The 14,161-nt window shown below is 37.0% G+C and carries 12 protein-coding genes; 3 read left to right on the forward strand and 9 right to left on the reverse strand.

Features of this window, described 5'->3' with window-relative positions:
* Window positions 1-10 precede the first annotated feature (10 nt).
* The gene (locus JCM17102_RS03095) at window positions 11-655 is read right to left on the reverse strand and encodes a PASTA domain-containing protein (protein ID WP_025073939.1); all 645 of its coding nucleotides are present in this window, start codon (window positions 653-655) and stop codon (window positions 11-13) included.
* 433 nt (window positions 656-1,088) lie between these two features.
* Window positions 1,089-1,250: a 50S ribosomal protein L34 gene (gene rpmH / locus JCM17102_RS03100; protein WP_025073940.1), complete on the reverse strand. Its 162-nt coding sequence runs from the start codon at window positions 1,248-1,250 to the stop codon at window positions 1,089-1,091.
* A 193-nt stretch (window positions 1,251-1,443) separates the two neighbouring features.
* Here rpmH and efp point away from each other — a divergent pair, with 193 nt between their 5' ends.
* The 3 genes from efp to JCM17102_RS03115 all read left to right on the forward strand — a co-directional run bounded on the left by efp (window position 1,444) and on the right by JCM17102_RS03115 (window position 3,183).
* A complete protein-coding gene (gene efp, locus JCM17102_RS03105; RefSeq protein WP_025073941.1) occupies window positions 1,444-2,010 on the forward strand; it encodes an elongation factor P in 567 nt (188 codons plus the stop codon).
* 86 nt (window positions 2,011-2,096) lie between these two features.
* Entirely contained in the window at window positions 2,097-2,624 is a 528-nt protein-coding gene (locus tag JCM17102_RS03110) for a hypothetical protein (protein WP_025073942.1), read from the forward strand.
* Complete coding sequence (locus JCM17102_RS03115; RefSeq protein WP_025073943.1) at window positions 2,608-3,183, forward strand: PepSY-associated TM helix domain-containing protein; 576 nt, start codon at window positions 2,608-2,610, stop codon at window positions 3,181-3,183. Before JCM17102_RS03110 ends, JCM17102_RS03115 begins: the two co-directional genes overlap by 17 nt.
* Window positions 3,184-3,273: 90 nt before the next feature.
* Here the strand turns inward: JCM17102_RS03115 and JCM17102_RS03120 are convergent, their stop codons facing one another.
* Genes JCM17102_RS03120 through JCM17102_RS03150 form a run of 7 tightly spaced genes read right to left on the reverse strand, consistent with a single transcriptional unit; the run spans window position 3,274 to window position 13,893 of the window.
* Window positions 3,274-4,341 carry a BACON domain-containing protein gene (locus JCM17102_RS03120; protein ID WP_025073944.1) on the reverse strand — a complete coding sequence of 356 codons (1,068 nt, stop codon included), beginning with the start codon at window positions 4,339-4,341 and terminating at the stop codon, window positions 3,274-3,276.
* 35 nt (window positions 4,342-4,376) lie between these two features.
* Window positions 4,377-6,980 (reverse strand): zinc-dependent metalloprotease, encoded by a 2,604-nt coding sequence (locus tag JCM17102_RS03125; RefSeq protein ID WP_025073945.1) that lies wholly within the window; start codon window positions 6,978-6,980, stop codon window positions 4,377-4,379.
* 43 nt (window positions 6,981-7,023) lie between these two features.
* A complete protein-coding gene (locus JCM17102_RS03130; RefSeq protein WP_025073946.1) occupies window positions 7,024-7,944 on the reverse strand; it encodes a hypothetical protein in 921 nt (306 codons plus the stop codon).
* Window positions 7,941-8,564 (reverse strand): PKD-like family lipoprotein, encoded by a 624-nt coding sequence (locus JCM17102_RS03135; RefSeq protein WP_081800185.1) that lies wholly within the window; start codon window positions 8,562-8,564, stop codon window positions 7,941-7,943. The genes JCM17102_RS03130 and JCM17102_RS03135 overlap by 4 nt, the downstream gene beginning before the upstream one ends.
* A gap of 10 nt (window positions 8,565-8,574) precedes the next feature.
* Window positions 8,575-9,375, reverse strand: coding sequence for a DUF4843 domain-containing protein (locus JCM17102_RS03140; protein WP_051572703.1), 801 nt, complete (start codon window positions 9,373-9,375; stop codon window positions 8,575-8,577).
* Between the two features lie 13 nt (window positions 9,376-9,388).
* Window positions 9,389-10,837 (reverse strand): RagB/SusD family nutrient uptake outer membrane protein, encoded by a 1,449-nt coding sequence (locus tag JCM17102_RS03145; RefSeq protein WP_025073949.1) that lies wholly within the window; start codon window positions 10,835-10,837, stop codon window positions 9,389-9,391.
* A 14-nt stretch (window positions 10,838-10,851) separates the two neighbouring features.
* On the reverse strand, window positions 10,852-13,893 hold the full coding sequence (locus JCM17102_RS03150) for a SusC/RagA family TonB-linked outer membrane protein (protein WP_245798451.1): 3,042 nt from the start codon (window positions 13,891-13,893) through the stop codon (window positions 10,852-10,854).
* Between the last annotated feature and the right edge of the window lie 268 nt (window positions 13,894-14,161).

Consider the following 14,161-nt stretch of genomic DNA (forward strand, 5'->3'; position numbering starts at 1 on the left):
TTGTTTACATTCAAAACCAGCTATCATCCTGAGTCGATGACGATTCTGACGCAACAGGTTCTGTTACATCACTCTCCAATGAGTCATCTTCCAATATATCCTCCGTTCCGTTTCCTACCATTAACGTCAAAGAAGCACCTAAAGGTATCTCTTCTCCTGCAGACAACAAACGGCCCTTATATTTTACGCCATAAACCCAATCTTTTTCACCACTCATCATTTCCGGTTCATTCAATTTAAAACCAGAAGCTAATACTTTAGCCTGAGCTTGGCGAAGAGAACTATTATCTGCCACATTAGGAACTACACGCAGCGGAATATTAAGAGTATTAATAGTTAAATAGATTATACGTCCTTCTTTTACTTTCTGCCCGACTCCCGGATTTAGCTCAAGAATGATGCCAGCAGGTTTGTCTTTCACATAAGTAGAGTCCGAGACAACACATACCAGCCCATTATTACGGAACATCTTTGATGCCTCCTCCACAGTCATTCCTTTCACATCCGGAACAACAACAGCCTCACCATGGCGGGTATAAGTATCGAGCCACTTCATCACACCAAATAATAGCAATATCACTGCCACAACCATGCCAACGATATTCAGCCAGAAGCATTTATTTGTTTTAAAAGAAAAGAATTCTTTAATTGTCATAAGCATTGCTGTTAATCTGCGCCAAAGATACGACAAATAAGTTGAATTTTTAAAAAGAAAGCGAATGAAAATGTCCTTCCTCGAAACGCAAGGACATTTATCACCGCCACAATTGTTGCAACTATAATCCCCACTCCTATAGATTTCAACAACCTTATATTTCTTTATATCGTTTTCCAATGTCTTAATAAGCCATTAGATCACTTTATCACATTCTATATTTTTCCGCAAAGGAAGGTAAAAAGAAAGATATTTAAAGCAGAATAATACTTTTTAACATAGTAAATTAAGTTGGAAATAACCTGAGTTTTTATTCACATTCTTTTTAAAACTCGCTTTTCTGAGAGAGTTACGAGACTTAATAAAAAAGAAGCAAGAAAGGCAGAGTTTTAATCAACTCTGCCTTTCTTGCTTCCTTAATGGCTGACAATTATTATTTCTTCTGGCCATTGTACTCGTCAGAAACAGTCAGTTTCTTTCTGCCTTTCGCACGACGAGCAGCTAAAACTCTACGACCATTAGCCGATTCCATTCTCTCACGGAAACCGTGTTTGTTTTTTCTCTTTCTGTTAGAGGGTTGAAATGTTCTCTTCATTACTGTATCTTGTTTTTATGTTATTATTCTACGTAATCGGGCTGCAAAAATAGACACTTTTTTTAAATTAACCAAGAGATAACTCATTTTTGCTCAAAAGTTTTTGTGTTTTTTACCGATTTAGATTACTTTTGCACTCGAATTAAGATAGCGACAACTAAATAACAATAATATAAATAAAGAAAACAGCAGTATGATTAATGCTCAAGACATCAAAAACGGAACTTGTATCCGTATGGACGGAAAGCTCTATTTCTGTATCGAATTTCTGCATGTAAAACCTGGTAAAGGTAACACTTTCATGCGTACAAAACTGAAAGACGTAGTTAGCGGATACGTCCTCGAACGCCGTTTCAACATCGGTGAAAAACTGGAAGACGTACGTGTAGAACGTCGTCCTTACCAATTCTTATATAAAGAAGGAGAAGACTATATCTTCATGAATCAAGAAACATACGACCAACATCCTATTGCTCATGATTTGATCAATGGAGTTGATTTCTTGCTTGAAGGTGCAGTATTGGAAGTTGTTTCCGATGCTTCAACTGAGACTGTACTTTACGCAGACATGCCAATTAAGGTTCAGATGAAGGTTACTTATACTGAGCCGGGCATAAAAGGAGATACAGCAACTAACACGCTGAAACCTGCAACTGTAGAATCTGGTGCAACTGTACGTGTTCCTTTATTTATTAATGAAGGCGAAACAATTGAAATCGACACACGTGACGGCTCTTATGTAGGCCGCGTTAAGGCTTAATATACATATTATTAAAAGAGCAAAAAGCCTTGACTAAAAAGTCGGACTTTTTGCTCTTTTAATTTTCTAATACAAAAAACAAACTTATGAAAATCTTAAATGTCACTGTCTTGCTATTATGCTTGATCTCTATTATTGCCTGTAAACCTTCTTCTCCCAAGGAAGCTGCTCAAGAAATTTACTCTGTTGATAGCATATTAACCATACAAGACGCTCTTATTGGAGACACTTTTATGTTAGAGGGTTTTTGTGTAGATGTATGTGGACATGGAAGTAATCATATCACTTTGTTAGGTAGTGATACTACCCGATTTGTAAATGTAGAAGCTAACACAGAGCTGGTTTCATTCGACAAAGGAGTGTTAAACAATAATGTTTGTGTGAAAGCTACTATAGCAGAAGAACGTGTAGACGAGGCTTTCCTGTCGAATTGGGAGCAACGTTTGGATGAAAGTCTAAAAGCTCCTGATGAAGGTAACCCGGAAGCAGTAGCTATGCTTAAGAAACAAATTGAACAAATCAGAGCTGAAATTGCAGAACGTACAAAGAAAGAAAATAAGAACTACTATAGCCAGTACCATATTATTGCTTCTGAGTATGAAATCGAAAAATAGCTTGCCTACAACAATACGTAAATGGTTCCGGATTATCCACCGGGACCTTTCGTTTTTATTTACTGGTATCATCATTGTATATGCCGTATCCGGCATTGCGTTGAATCATAAACGAACGTTCAATGCTGACTACAAAATTACCAAAACTGAGCTACAAATTCAGGGTAATTTCCCGCAAACAGAAAAGGTCAGTAAGGAACAGACTCTTGATTTTCTTAAAATGATCAACGAAGAAAATGCTTATATGAAACATTACTACTCTGGTGAACAACAATTAAAGGTTTTCTTAAAAGGTGGTTCTTCTTTAGTAGTAGATATGAATACTGGAAAAGCTATTTATGAATCAGTAAAAAAACGGCCAATACTTAGCTGGTTTAGCCGTCTACATTATAATCCGGCTCGTTGGTGGACTTGGTTCTCTGATATTTTTGCCGTATCACTACTTATCATTGCTCTCACCGGATTGTTTATGAACAAAGGTAAAAATGGCATTATTGGACGTGGGGGCATTGAGTTGATTATAGGAATATTGATACCTATGATTTTCTTGTTCATATAAATAGAAGCACGCCAAATTCATCTCTAAATAGAAAAACGGTTATCTTGAATCAAGATAACCGTTTTTCTATTTAAAAGCAATTTACAATGTTTATTTTGCTTTTTGAGTCACAGGAATACGGAATAGTTCTGCATCCCAATCTGAATCAAGAATCACTACATCCAATGTGCGTTCTGCACCTGTAGTATTATCCTTCTTCACATTAATAAGTAGCTGATCTAAGTCACCACCTGCACCTAACCATGAATCTTCATCCTCAACTTCATTATCGGTACCTGTTTCACATATAAGTGTAATATAACCTCCATCCGTTTCTACATTAAGTGTTTTAATGCGTTCTTTTGCTTCAGCAGCATAAGTAGCTTCAAAACTTAAAGCCGTTCCATTAGCAAATGCCTGGGTCTTCTTATCATCTATGAAAAGTTTATAAGAAGTTGCCGGAGCCATACCCATCTGATTAATATTGATAACAATTTCTTCCGCATCACCGGCAGAAATAGTAATTGTTCCGGATTGAACATCACCAGCTACATTAGGTGCTAAAGAGAATTCCATCGTTTCTCCATTCTTACCACGTGGATTCTTGATCTGAATCCAATCTGAACCATCACCTTCTCCCATCATATCAGCGGTCACTGCTTTCCAACGGCTAGCGGTTGTATTTATTTTCACTGAAATAGTTTTCCCAGAATTATCACCCATATACATATACATACCATATTGCTCATCAATATCACTCGATTCTATTGATAAGGTACATCCTGTAGAGTTCTTTCCTGCCTGAGTAACAGAGAATGTAACAGAAGATGCACCAGCTACTAACTTAAATTTAGCTTCACGATCTGTTGTATTTGGATTAGCTCCTGCTTTCACAGTAATCTCGGTTGTACTTTTCACACTGGCAGTACACCATGATTGCTCATTTACCTTTTCCAAGCTCAAATCTTTCTGTGCAGCATTCGTCTGAATCTTGATAACCTGCTCAGACAAAGCCTCCGGATCAACATCCAACTTAGCATCAGCCTGATTAACAATCTTCAATTCATAAGTAACAGGGGCATTTTCTTCTTCATCGTCATCACTAGAACAACTACTAACTCCCATTGTTAATGTTACTGCCATTGCAGCAATCATCCAATAATTCATAATTTTTTTCATAACTCTACTTCTAATATTTAATTAAACTCAATCAATTATTTCTTATACAGCATGTTTATAATTGTTACTTGATAATCATAGAATGCACGTGTACGGGCATCACCTGATCCAAGTCTTGACTTATACAAATTCTGAACCTTCTTCAGTGTATTAGTAATAACCGGACGTCCTACACCAGCTGACAACTTAGCAGGAGTCATATTATGACGCGCATACGAAGTTTCCGCATTCAAGTGTTCATGTTTACATGAAGTCACATTGCAAAACTGATTGGACTGCTCTGTTACTTTAGCTACCATATCTTTCCAAGCTGCTTCCGGATCAGCCAATCCACCCGGTGCTCCCCCACCTAATCCTTTATTCATAGAAGGATCTAAATTAGAATACTTCATCAAGGCAGCTACAGCTGCATTTTGCAAATTCATATCTTCCTGGGTCAGTGATTTCCCATTGATTGTATTAGCAAAGATCACCTGATAAACATCGTTGAAATAACTATCCAATGTATAAATATTCTCTTGTCCAGAGCGTTCACCTTCATAAATCATTCCCATAGTAGCCGGACTAAGAATCTTACCAACAATAGAATATTGGAAATTATCAAATGCACTAGACTCCATCCCGTTTATACGCATAATACTTTCCGGTAACAACCACTTACGACAATTTAATGCCTGATCCACCAACCAGACCATCGCTTTCTTCTGTTTATCTTTTGTAATATAACGGGTATCATATTTCTGGCTTCCGTCTTGCACCAAATCAGTAAATTCCACTCCACCAAGATATGGCATCACATGAGTCAAATAACGCATATACTGACTTACACATGCCATATACATTTCATGAATATCGTTATAAGTAGTATTCTCTTTCTTCAACCATTCTTCGACATTAGCAATAATATACTGCAAATTCTTAATGCCATAGTTACTAGCCTTAATATGATCATTACCTAAATCTTCAGTCTGATCTGTCGGATCTTCAGTTAAGAAAAGTTGTTGTGCACCAAATTGATACATTGGATCATCCTTCTTCTCCTCGATCATCGCATTCAGATATTTATATTCTGATTCCGGTGTCGGTGTATCCTTAAACACACGATATCCCCAATTAATAGCATATTTATCATATACGCCAATCAATGGCGGAACCATACGTACCCCTTTTTCAAGGTCACCCGGCTGTGCTACATAGTTATTACGTGCATAGTCCATGATACTAGGCGTAGTACCATATTTTTGTGTAAACGAAGGACTACGTAACGAATCTACAGGAAAAGCATAGCTAGCTCCCATATTATGCTCCAATCCTAAAGTATGCCCTATTTCATGAGAAGCCACATAACGCAAAGATTCACTCATCACATCATCATCAAACACCAATTTGCGAACACGCGGATCAACTGCACCAGTCTGTGCAAATCGCCAATTATGAACTAAAGAAATCACATTATGGTACCACATTACCTCTCCAACCAAAATTTCTCCGGAACGAGGATCAATATAACTCGGTCCTGCAGCATTGGCAACATTATTTGTCATATAACGCACACAGTTGTAGCGAATATCATCCGGATCGAATGTCGGATCATCGGTCGGATAATCCTTTGCTACAACTACATTTTTAAATCCGGCAGCCTCAAAAGCTTTATTCCAATCTTCAATACCATCTTTAACAGCTTTTCTCCATTTGGTAGGGAAAGCAGAATCGACATAAAAAACAATCTGTTTCTTAGGTTCTACTAATTCTCCATTAAAATATTTCTCCAGATCTTCCTCTTTAGGTTCCACTCTCCATCTATGCACAAATTCTTTTGTTGGAATCTTATCTTTGTCAGAAGTATAGTAGTAATAGAACGTACTGAAAAATCCTACACGATTATCTTGTAAGCGCATTTTCATTGGCTCTTTCGGCAGCTCCACAATAGAACGCCGCATATTCACCGTATATGCTCCAGATTCTGAATTGTAATTCAATCGGCTGGTAATCTCCACATTTTTCTCAAACCCTTTTACTCCCAGTAGCATAGAAGCCGAAGAGTCAAAAGAAGCGGGTTTTGTGGCACGCGTACGTACACTTTGTTGAAGAGGAGTGATACACTTCTCATTCGACACAAAGAAAGAGGTCATATCGATCAATAAAGTATCCTTACGTGAAGCTTTTATCTTAAACGTCTTCATGATAGGATCAGAGAAGTTTTTCTTAAAAGAAGATTCAATAGGATCTCCAGATCTCACCCGTTCAAATGACTGTACTGTATGCATATACACATTAGCAGTATCAGCAGATAAACGGAACATAAATGGATCTCCGATCATCTCTCCGGCTGTAAAGTTTGAACTCTCACTAATAGAAGACACACGATTAGCAAGTAAGTAAAGCTTATCTAGGTTATCCTTATGAATTTCAAACAGAAGTTCATTTTTAGGAGTTATCCATGTTTTAATTGTTCCTTCATACGGAGTAGCCTTATCAATAGCCTTATCAAATTTATCCTTCGGCTTTATTGAATCGGTCTGTTCCGTTTTGTTTTTGTTTTTTTTCTTTCTCCACTTTTTAAAGATGTCACTCTCTGCGTGTACACCTGAACATAAGGTTGCTAATGCAACCCATAAAATTAGCGTTTTGTTCTTCATACTTTTTGTCCTATTTATTTTTAGTTAGTTAAATGTAAACTCTTTAAAATTGCTTGTAGCAGAGGCTGACTACACGCGGAAATCCTTTCCACACTAATTCTTCAGTAATATTAATTTGTTCAGGAGTATCCACAACCGAATATTTCCGTACAGAACCACCTCGTCCTTCTTCCGTTCCCTTTTTATATGTCGCAATATAGAAATTGTCTTCCATCTGCTGTTCGGAGATAATATCATTATTGATGGCCGTTATTTCTTCATCTGGAAAAGTGGCAAGTACTACCGGATGATTGTTTTTACGAAAATCATATCCATAAAGAGTATTATCAACTGCATAAATTAAATATCCTTGGCGGGTGGTCATAGAAAATAAAGTCGACTCTCCAAATCCGGTTGCAACTGTGGGAACCTCATATCGCCCCCCTTTTGTCACAGTACCTCCCTGACGAGTAATTGCATAGGTGTAAATATAATATTTTCCATTACTTAAATCTCTAAGTATAGTGGCTGACTGCCCACTACTAAACAACGAATTGATAGTTGTTACATATTCCAATCCGTTAGGAGCAAAATCTTTAGTTGTATCCCAACTATAAGGTTCCTCCGAATCCTTATCCAAAAGATCATACATATTTTTAGCCAATGGTCGTAAATAACAGAATTTTTTACCTGACGTATTATATAAAACATATTGATCAATGGCTGCTGCCGAAGTTATTTCGCCGGTACGATTGCAGGCAATCTTATCCCCTATTGAAAAATATTCATACCCCACATCTGTCAGATAATAATTATTAGGACTTCCAAATTCCCCTTCATTCAAAGTAGTATTTACATAGGCATATCCATCACACAGAAACATTGTACGTTTCTCCTTTACACGCTGAATGTCAGATGTTACAATGTTATTTCTATATCCTTTGGAATCCGGATCAAAGATTTGCAATTCTTCCGCTGTGTTCAATCCCTCACGATCGTATCTATAGGTATGATGCTTTGTACATACATAAACATATTCATCATAAGAATCAGACTATTGTCTACCCATACAAATGTTGGATCGAGATGAGTAATACCCGCTTTCAATATATCTTTTAGATGCAACGTATCTCTACTAATTGACATCATATCTAACACCAGTTTTCCCGCATCGTCATTTCCGACAATCATCCAACCTCTGGTATAAGAACCATTAACCGTTAGAGATACATCATTGCTAAACACAAGACCTGTATTCGTATCCGTAACCTTAAAGAATAAATCATATTCATCTGCCGGAAGTTTCACATCATAATTCAATATCCGATCAGTACTTAGTGTATATCGTGTACTAGGGGATTTCAAAGTACTGACAGCCACCCATTCATATGTATAATTTTCGTTGAGGTTCGGATCTGTAGTACTAATAATTACAGGTTCAATATTCAGTTTATCTACATCCGTTCGAACAGTATAAGGTTCACTAAAACCTTCTTCTCCTATTTCGATATCATTAATAACCGAATAGTTATAGTTTCCTTTATCGTTGAAACAGGAAGAAAACATCAAGCATATCAATAAAGTCGTTATATATATCTTTTTCATAATTGTACTTTTAATAATCTATCCCTTTCCCGACAGTCATTTTCACAGGCTTACCTTCTCCATCCAGATAATCCTCATATACAGTCTCGCCTTTAGCTTCTTGTTCTTTCAAATACTGATCCAACTTAACTGCCAATGTTCTGCATTTTACAGTAGACATCGCTTTCTCAAAATCCTTCAGAGTCAGATTAAACAACTCGCACATCAACCGATTTTTTTTCTCCGAATAAGTTCCGAAATAATACTCATTAAATCCTGGCAATTTAATCCACTTATCACTAATAGTAATCGTATGATGTAACACATCGATTCCTTTTTTATCAGAACTTCCCGGTCGTAACCATTCTGCCATTGGCGTATCAAAATCTTTATTTGGTAACAACTCCAGCTTCAGTATACGTTCCTTATCTTTTAAATCACTTTTCTTATAAAAGTGAATAGGGATATTGGCATATACTTCATTGGCTTTTACATAATAAGTATCAAGTAAGGGTTCAAAATCACTCCCCTCTTTAGCTTCAGTTTCCGAATTTTCCTGCGGTACGATTCTAATAGATACTGCACGATCGTGCCCAACTACTTCACCAATGATTTTGGCACGAACCAATAAAACGGTATCCTCACGCTCGTCTACAGCAAAAGGAATATCGGAAACACTGGTATAATCTTCTTCACTATCGTCCAAACCTCCATATTTAGTAGACATAGCAAAGTAAATACCTGCAATTCCTGAATACTCTTCAATATTCTCACGACATCCTGTTTGCAAAATGCCTAACAAGACTAGACAAGTAATATATATAATTTTCATAATTTACTATTTTTTATTGCCGGCGTTTCTGCTCTTCATCTGGCAAATCAAACTGATAATTCGATATCTTAATTTCCATATCATCCAAACTAGGATTGTACAATCGGCGAAGTGTAGTAATTCCCTTACGTTTGTAATACCAGAACAACTGCCCTTCTCCTATAAACTCTCGTACATATTCATCTTCAATATAAGCATCCAATCCTACAGTTGAATGCAACTGAGATATCTTTCTTGCAGCACGAAGTTCATCCAGACGTTGTACCTTCCGGTCACACTCCGCTGCAATCAAATACATTTCTGAGATTCTCACTATCGGCATAAGATTGGCATATTCATAACCTAAATCCGCTACTTCACCGTACTTCACAAAAAAGCGGCCGTCATTTGCTTCGATATCACGCATCGATTGCCACTGGCAAGTACGAAGGTCACCTTCTTCATCATATAATTGAGCAGCTCCCGCATCAGTCATCTTCAAGACATTTTTCGGTTCTAATTTGTTAGAGAATAACTTATCAAATGTGTCTGTCAGTCGCTTAGAGTTATACAATCCAAATAAAATTTCGGGTGAAAATATACGGTTCTCAGAACTTTGGCTCACAGCTCCCGAAGCAGCTTGCCCATTTACTTGCTCGCGGGTTGCAAAAGGAAAGAACTTTGCAGCCTCATCAATCACCTGATTCGCATATATACCTGCATTCTCGGTATCATCGATATAAAGATATACGCGCGCCATCAAAGCTTTCACTGCAAAGTAATTCAATCGCTGCCCTCTATAACGGTACCTATTATCTCCTTTATCATTAATCACATTGCCTTCTGTTATGACTGGATCAAATCCTGTCAACAAGTCCAATGCATCTTTCAGGTCATTCAAAATATATTCAGCAATCGTTGTAGCAGCAAGCAAGGGTTTCACCTCTTTTTCTGTATCATTACTATAAGGTATACACTCTTTACCAGGTTCATATTTATAAACAGGACCGAAAATACGGAGCATTTCAAAATGAAGCATTGCTCTCAATGCCAAAGTTTCACCTTTTATTAAATGATAACCTTTTTCGGACAACACAACTCGGTTTGTCTCGCAATGTTCCAAGATTGTATTCAGATTTCCTATCATTGCATATGCCTGAGTCCAAATATCTTTCACTGCATCTTTCGTTGTCTGATAATCAAAATTTGTCAAATTGCGATAGACATGAGTATTCAGCGGTTTAGAGGTATCATAATACTGAGCCAGAATATCAAAAGTACTTGTTGTTAATTTCTGACCGTAAAGATTAGTATTCAATAATCCGATATATACCCCATTCAGTGCTGTATTAAAACCTTCTTCATTACTAAACAAAGCATCTTCCATAATCCGGTCTTCCGAATCAGTCCTCAACCATTCTTTACAGGACGAAGTACCAAGTAAAAGAAGAAAAAAAGAAAATATAATTGCATATTGTTTCATAATCCTGTTCTTTTTTAGAATCTAATATCTACTGACAATGACACACTTCTGGAAAAAGGATACTCAAGCCCTCGCTCTTCCTTGAAAGAAGCAAGCCGGAATATATCGTTCATATACAATCGAATAGAAGCACCTGATGCTCTAATACTACGTAACCATTTCGCAGCAGTTTCGTATCCCAGACTAATTGATTCACCGCTAATCACATTATCATTCACTACAAAACGGGATGACATAGGTGTACTTTCAAAGTTGTCAATAGCTTTAAACCGAGCTACATCTCCTGGTTCTTTCCAGCGGTCATACAATGCACGCTTATCCAGATTATAATACATGCCGTCTTCCGTAATATTTTCCACCTTATTATATAAAGCAGAAGCAAATACCTTTCTTCCCAACACATAACGCAAATTGATACTGGCAGAAAATTGCTTATAATACATGGATACTCCGAATACTCCCTCCAACTTACTGGCGGTAGATCCTACAACTACTTCATCATTCGCGTCGTATTGGAAAGTATATGTACCATCTTTCTTTATAAATATCTCCCGTCCGGTAGCCGGGTCAATTCCTGCCGAACGGACTGCCCAAATATCATCAGGACTACCTCCATCATAATAACGACGATATGAATTACCACTACCCTTCTCATTCATAAAATCAAGTTTATCACCTATATTACGATATTCGGTTGTACCATGACGAAAGTTTAAATTCAAATTCAAACGCATATCACTACGTTTTATGGCATTGAACATTACACTTCCATTAAATCCTTTGGATACCTGACCGCCAAAATTGGTATAAATATTACTAAGACCTACAGAAGGAGGCATCGCAACAGAAACCAGCAACGGGTCTGTCACTTTATGATAATAATCTCCTGATAAACGTAAGCGGCTATCAAAGAATTCAAAGTCAAGACCAAAGTTCTTATCGATTGTTTTCTGCCAAGCTAAATTCCTATTGGCAAACTTTTCAATAATAGCACTTGTTCCAAAATGGTTGGTATAATCTGAATTATAGATATAAGTACCCGAAGAAAGATAAGCATCAAAATTCTGATTACCCGGATTACCGATAGAAAAACGAAGTTTCAACAAATCAACCCATTCGGCACGGAACCAACGTTCGTTATTAATATTCCATCCCAAACCAATGGCCCATGTACCTGTAAACATTTTCTGTGCTCCAAATACTGAGGAACCATCCCAACGCAAATTGGCATCCAGCATATATCGGTTACGAAATGAATAATTACCATTCATATAAAAACTGGTCGAACGACTGACCGTATTACGATATGTTGGTTTATCTCCTTGATTAAAACCAGCCGAGAACTGTGGATTCTGGTGTAAATCACTAGTAAATCCTGATACCATAAAGCCATTTTCTTGTGTTTGTTTCTGACTGAAGGTCCAACCACCGACAAGGTTTACTAAATGTACATCCTTAAATACTTTACCATATGTCAATGTAAAATCACCGTTATAAGAGAAGTTATCATTATCCTCACGACTATAAGTTCCTTTACGAGTTTCACTCAAAAAATCAGGATGACTGGGTGACTTGAACATCTCATTTTTAGCAATACTTTTATTAACTCCTATCCTACTACGTAATTGAAAAGCATCCCAAAAACGCCATACAACACTGAAATTATTTCTCAACGTCATTTCAGCAGTCTTGTTAGTATTGACAATATTATATAGATAAAGGGGATTATAAATGGTATTCTTAGCAATATCCATAGATTCCAATAACTCAGGAACCGTGCCGTCATCATTATATTTACGATAATAAGGATTCGCTTGTGCAAAATAGGAGAAATCTACAGGTTCACGATCCCAATTAGTTACATCAATATTAAAATCATTCGTGAAAATCAATGATTTAGCCCGGTAACTTAATTTGAGATTACCACTCATCGTTTCTCTATCCGAGCCTTTCATCACACCATCTTCATTACTATAAGAAACTCCCACACCATACACCATAGCCTCATCACCGCCATCAATGTATAAATTATGAGAATGATTCAAAACAGCCCGCAAAGGTTCAGATAACCAATAAGTATCCACCCCACGTCTAACCTCCTTCAAACGACTATAATATTGTGCATCCAACTCATCTTGGCTATCATAAATTGTCTTTGCTGTATAGCGTCCTGCCAACCGTTCGAATTCCAGCTTCTCGGAAGCATTCATAAGATTATAATCCGTCAAGTCAGGTGTTTGATAAGTAAAGTTCCCCGAATATGAGACACGCAGACGTCCCGGTTCAGGTCGTACGGTTTCTACAACTATAACTCCATTAGCGGATTTAGAGCCATATATAGCAGTAGAAGCAGCATCTTTCAACACTGTAACACTGGCAATACGGTCAATCGGAAGTTTCATTATGTCATCAATATCCACTTCTACTCCGTCCAAGATAAATAAAGGTTGATTGGCAGTATTATCATAGTCGGAAGACAATTCTCCCACAATACTGGTTTTTCCACGTATTTCCATGTCCGGCATACGGTTCGGGTCCGAGCCCCAACTAGTATTTTCAATAACATTTAAAGCCGGTTCAAGCGTTTTTAAACTCTGAATCAGATTCTTTGTTCCAATCTTCTTCAAATCATCTTTAGAATAAGTAGTAGCCGAACCGGTAAAACTATTCTTCTTACGTACGTATATTCCTGTCACAACTACATCTTGAACTTCTGTAACTTTCTCTTGGAGAATTACAAGTACAGATTTTTGTCCGGTATAAGTAATTTCCTTCCCTTCCATTCCAATACAAGAAATCAGAATAGTTTGTTTACCTGCAGGAATATTTTTCAGAACAAAATTGCCATACAGATCGGTTGCAGCACCAATTTGCATAGCTCCTTTTACATAAACCGTCGCTCCCGGCAACGGTTCACCAGAGGCTTCTTTAACAACCCCCATTAATGTGCGCTCATGTACTTGTTTATCTTCTTTCTTTTTTGCACTATTGTCTTGGGCAAACATAGAAGCAGTCACAAACATAACCACACACAATAAATTTACAACTCTCAACATGTACAACTCTCTTCTAAATTAATGGTCTTATTTTCATTCTATTTCTCCTTAATAGTAAACTCAACTCTTTAAGTTTATATTTCTTTTACACATAGAGCATTATCTAACGTTTTATTCAATAAAAAGCGCATAAAGATACTTATTCTGATATAAAAAGCAAAAAAAACAGCAAAAAAACCAAAAATAAGTATATAAAATACCTAGAAGTAGTGATTTTATTCACAGAATATTCATATCCTATTTTTCTTTTTTCACTATTTTTGCACAA

The sequence above is a fragment of the Bacteroides faecichinchillae JCM 17102 genome (genome assembly GCF_000614145.1).
Classification (GTDB): Bacteria; Bacteroidota; Bacteroidia; order Bacteroidales; family Bacteroidaceae; genus Bacteroides; species Bacteroides faecichinchillae.

Coding starts and splice junctions, on each gene's coding strand:
- JCM17102_RS03095 (WP_025073939.1), bottom strand. CDS start 655: ATGACAATTAAAGAATTCTTTTCTTTTAAAACAAATAAATGCTTCTGG.
- rpmH (WP_025073940.1), bottom strand. CDS start 1,250: ATGAAGAGAACATTTCAACCCTCTAACAGAAAGAGAAAAAACAAACAC.
- efp (WP_025073941.1), top strand. CDS start 1,444: ATGATTAATGCTCAAGACATCAAAAACGGAACTTGTATCCGTATGGAC.
- JCM17102_RS03110 (WP_025073942.1), top strand. CDS start 2,097: ATGAAAATCTTAAATGTCACTGTCTTGCTATTATGCTTGATCTCTATT.
- JCM17102_RS03115 (WP_025073943.1), top strand. CDS start 2,608: ATGAAATCGAAAAATAGCTTGCCTACAACAATACGTAAATGGTTCCGG.
- JCM17102_RS03120 (WP_025073944.1), bottom strand. CDS start 4,341: ATGAAAAAAATTATGAATTATTGGATGATTGCTGCAATGGCAGTAACA.
- JCM17102_RS03125 (WP_025073945.1), bottom strand. CDS start 6,980: ATGAAGAACAAAACGCTAATTTTATGGGTTGCATTAGCAACCTTATGT.
- JCM17102_RS03135 (WP_081800185.1), bottom strand. CDS start 8,564: ATGAAAAAGATATATATAACGACTTTATTGATATGCTTGATGTTTTCT.
- JCM17102_RS03140 (WP_051572703.1), bottom strand. CDS start 9,375: ATGAAAATTATATATATTACTTGTCTAGTCTTGTTAGGCATTTTGCAA.
- JCM17102_RS03145 (WP_025073949.1), bottom strand. CDS start 10,837: ATGAAACAATATGCAATTATATTTTCTTTTTTTCTTCTTTTACTTGGT.
- JCM17102_RS03150 (WP_245798451.1), bottom strand. CDS start 13,893: ATGTTGAGAGTTGTAAATTTATTGTGTGTGGTTATGTTTGTGACTGCT.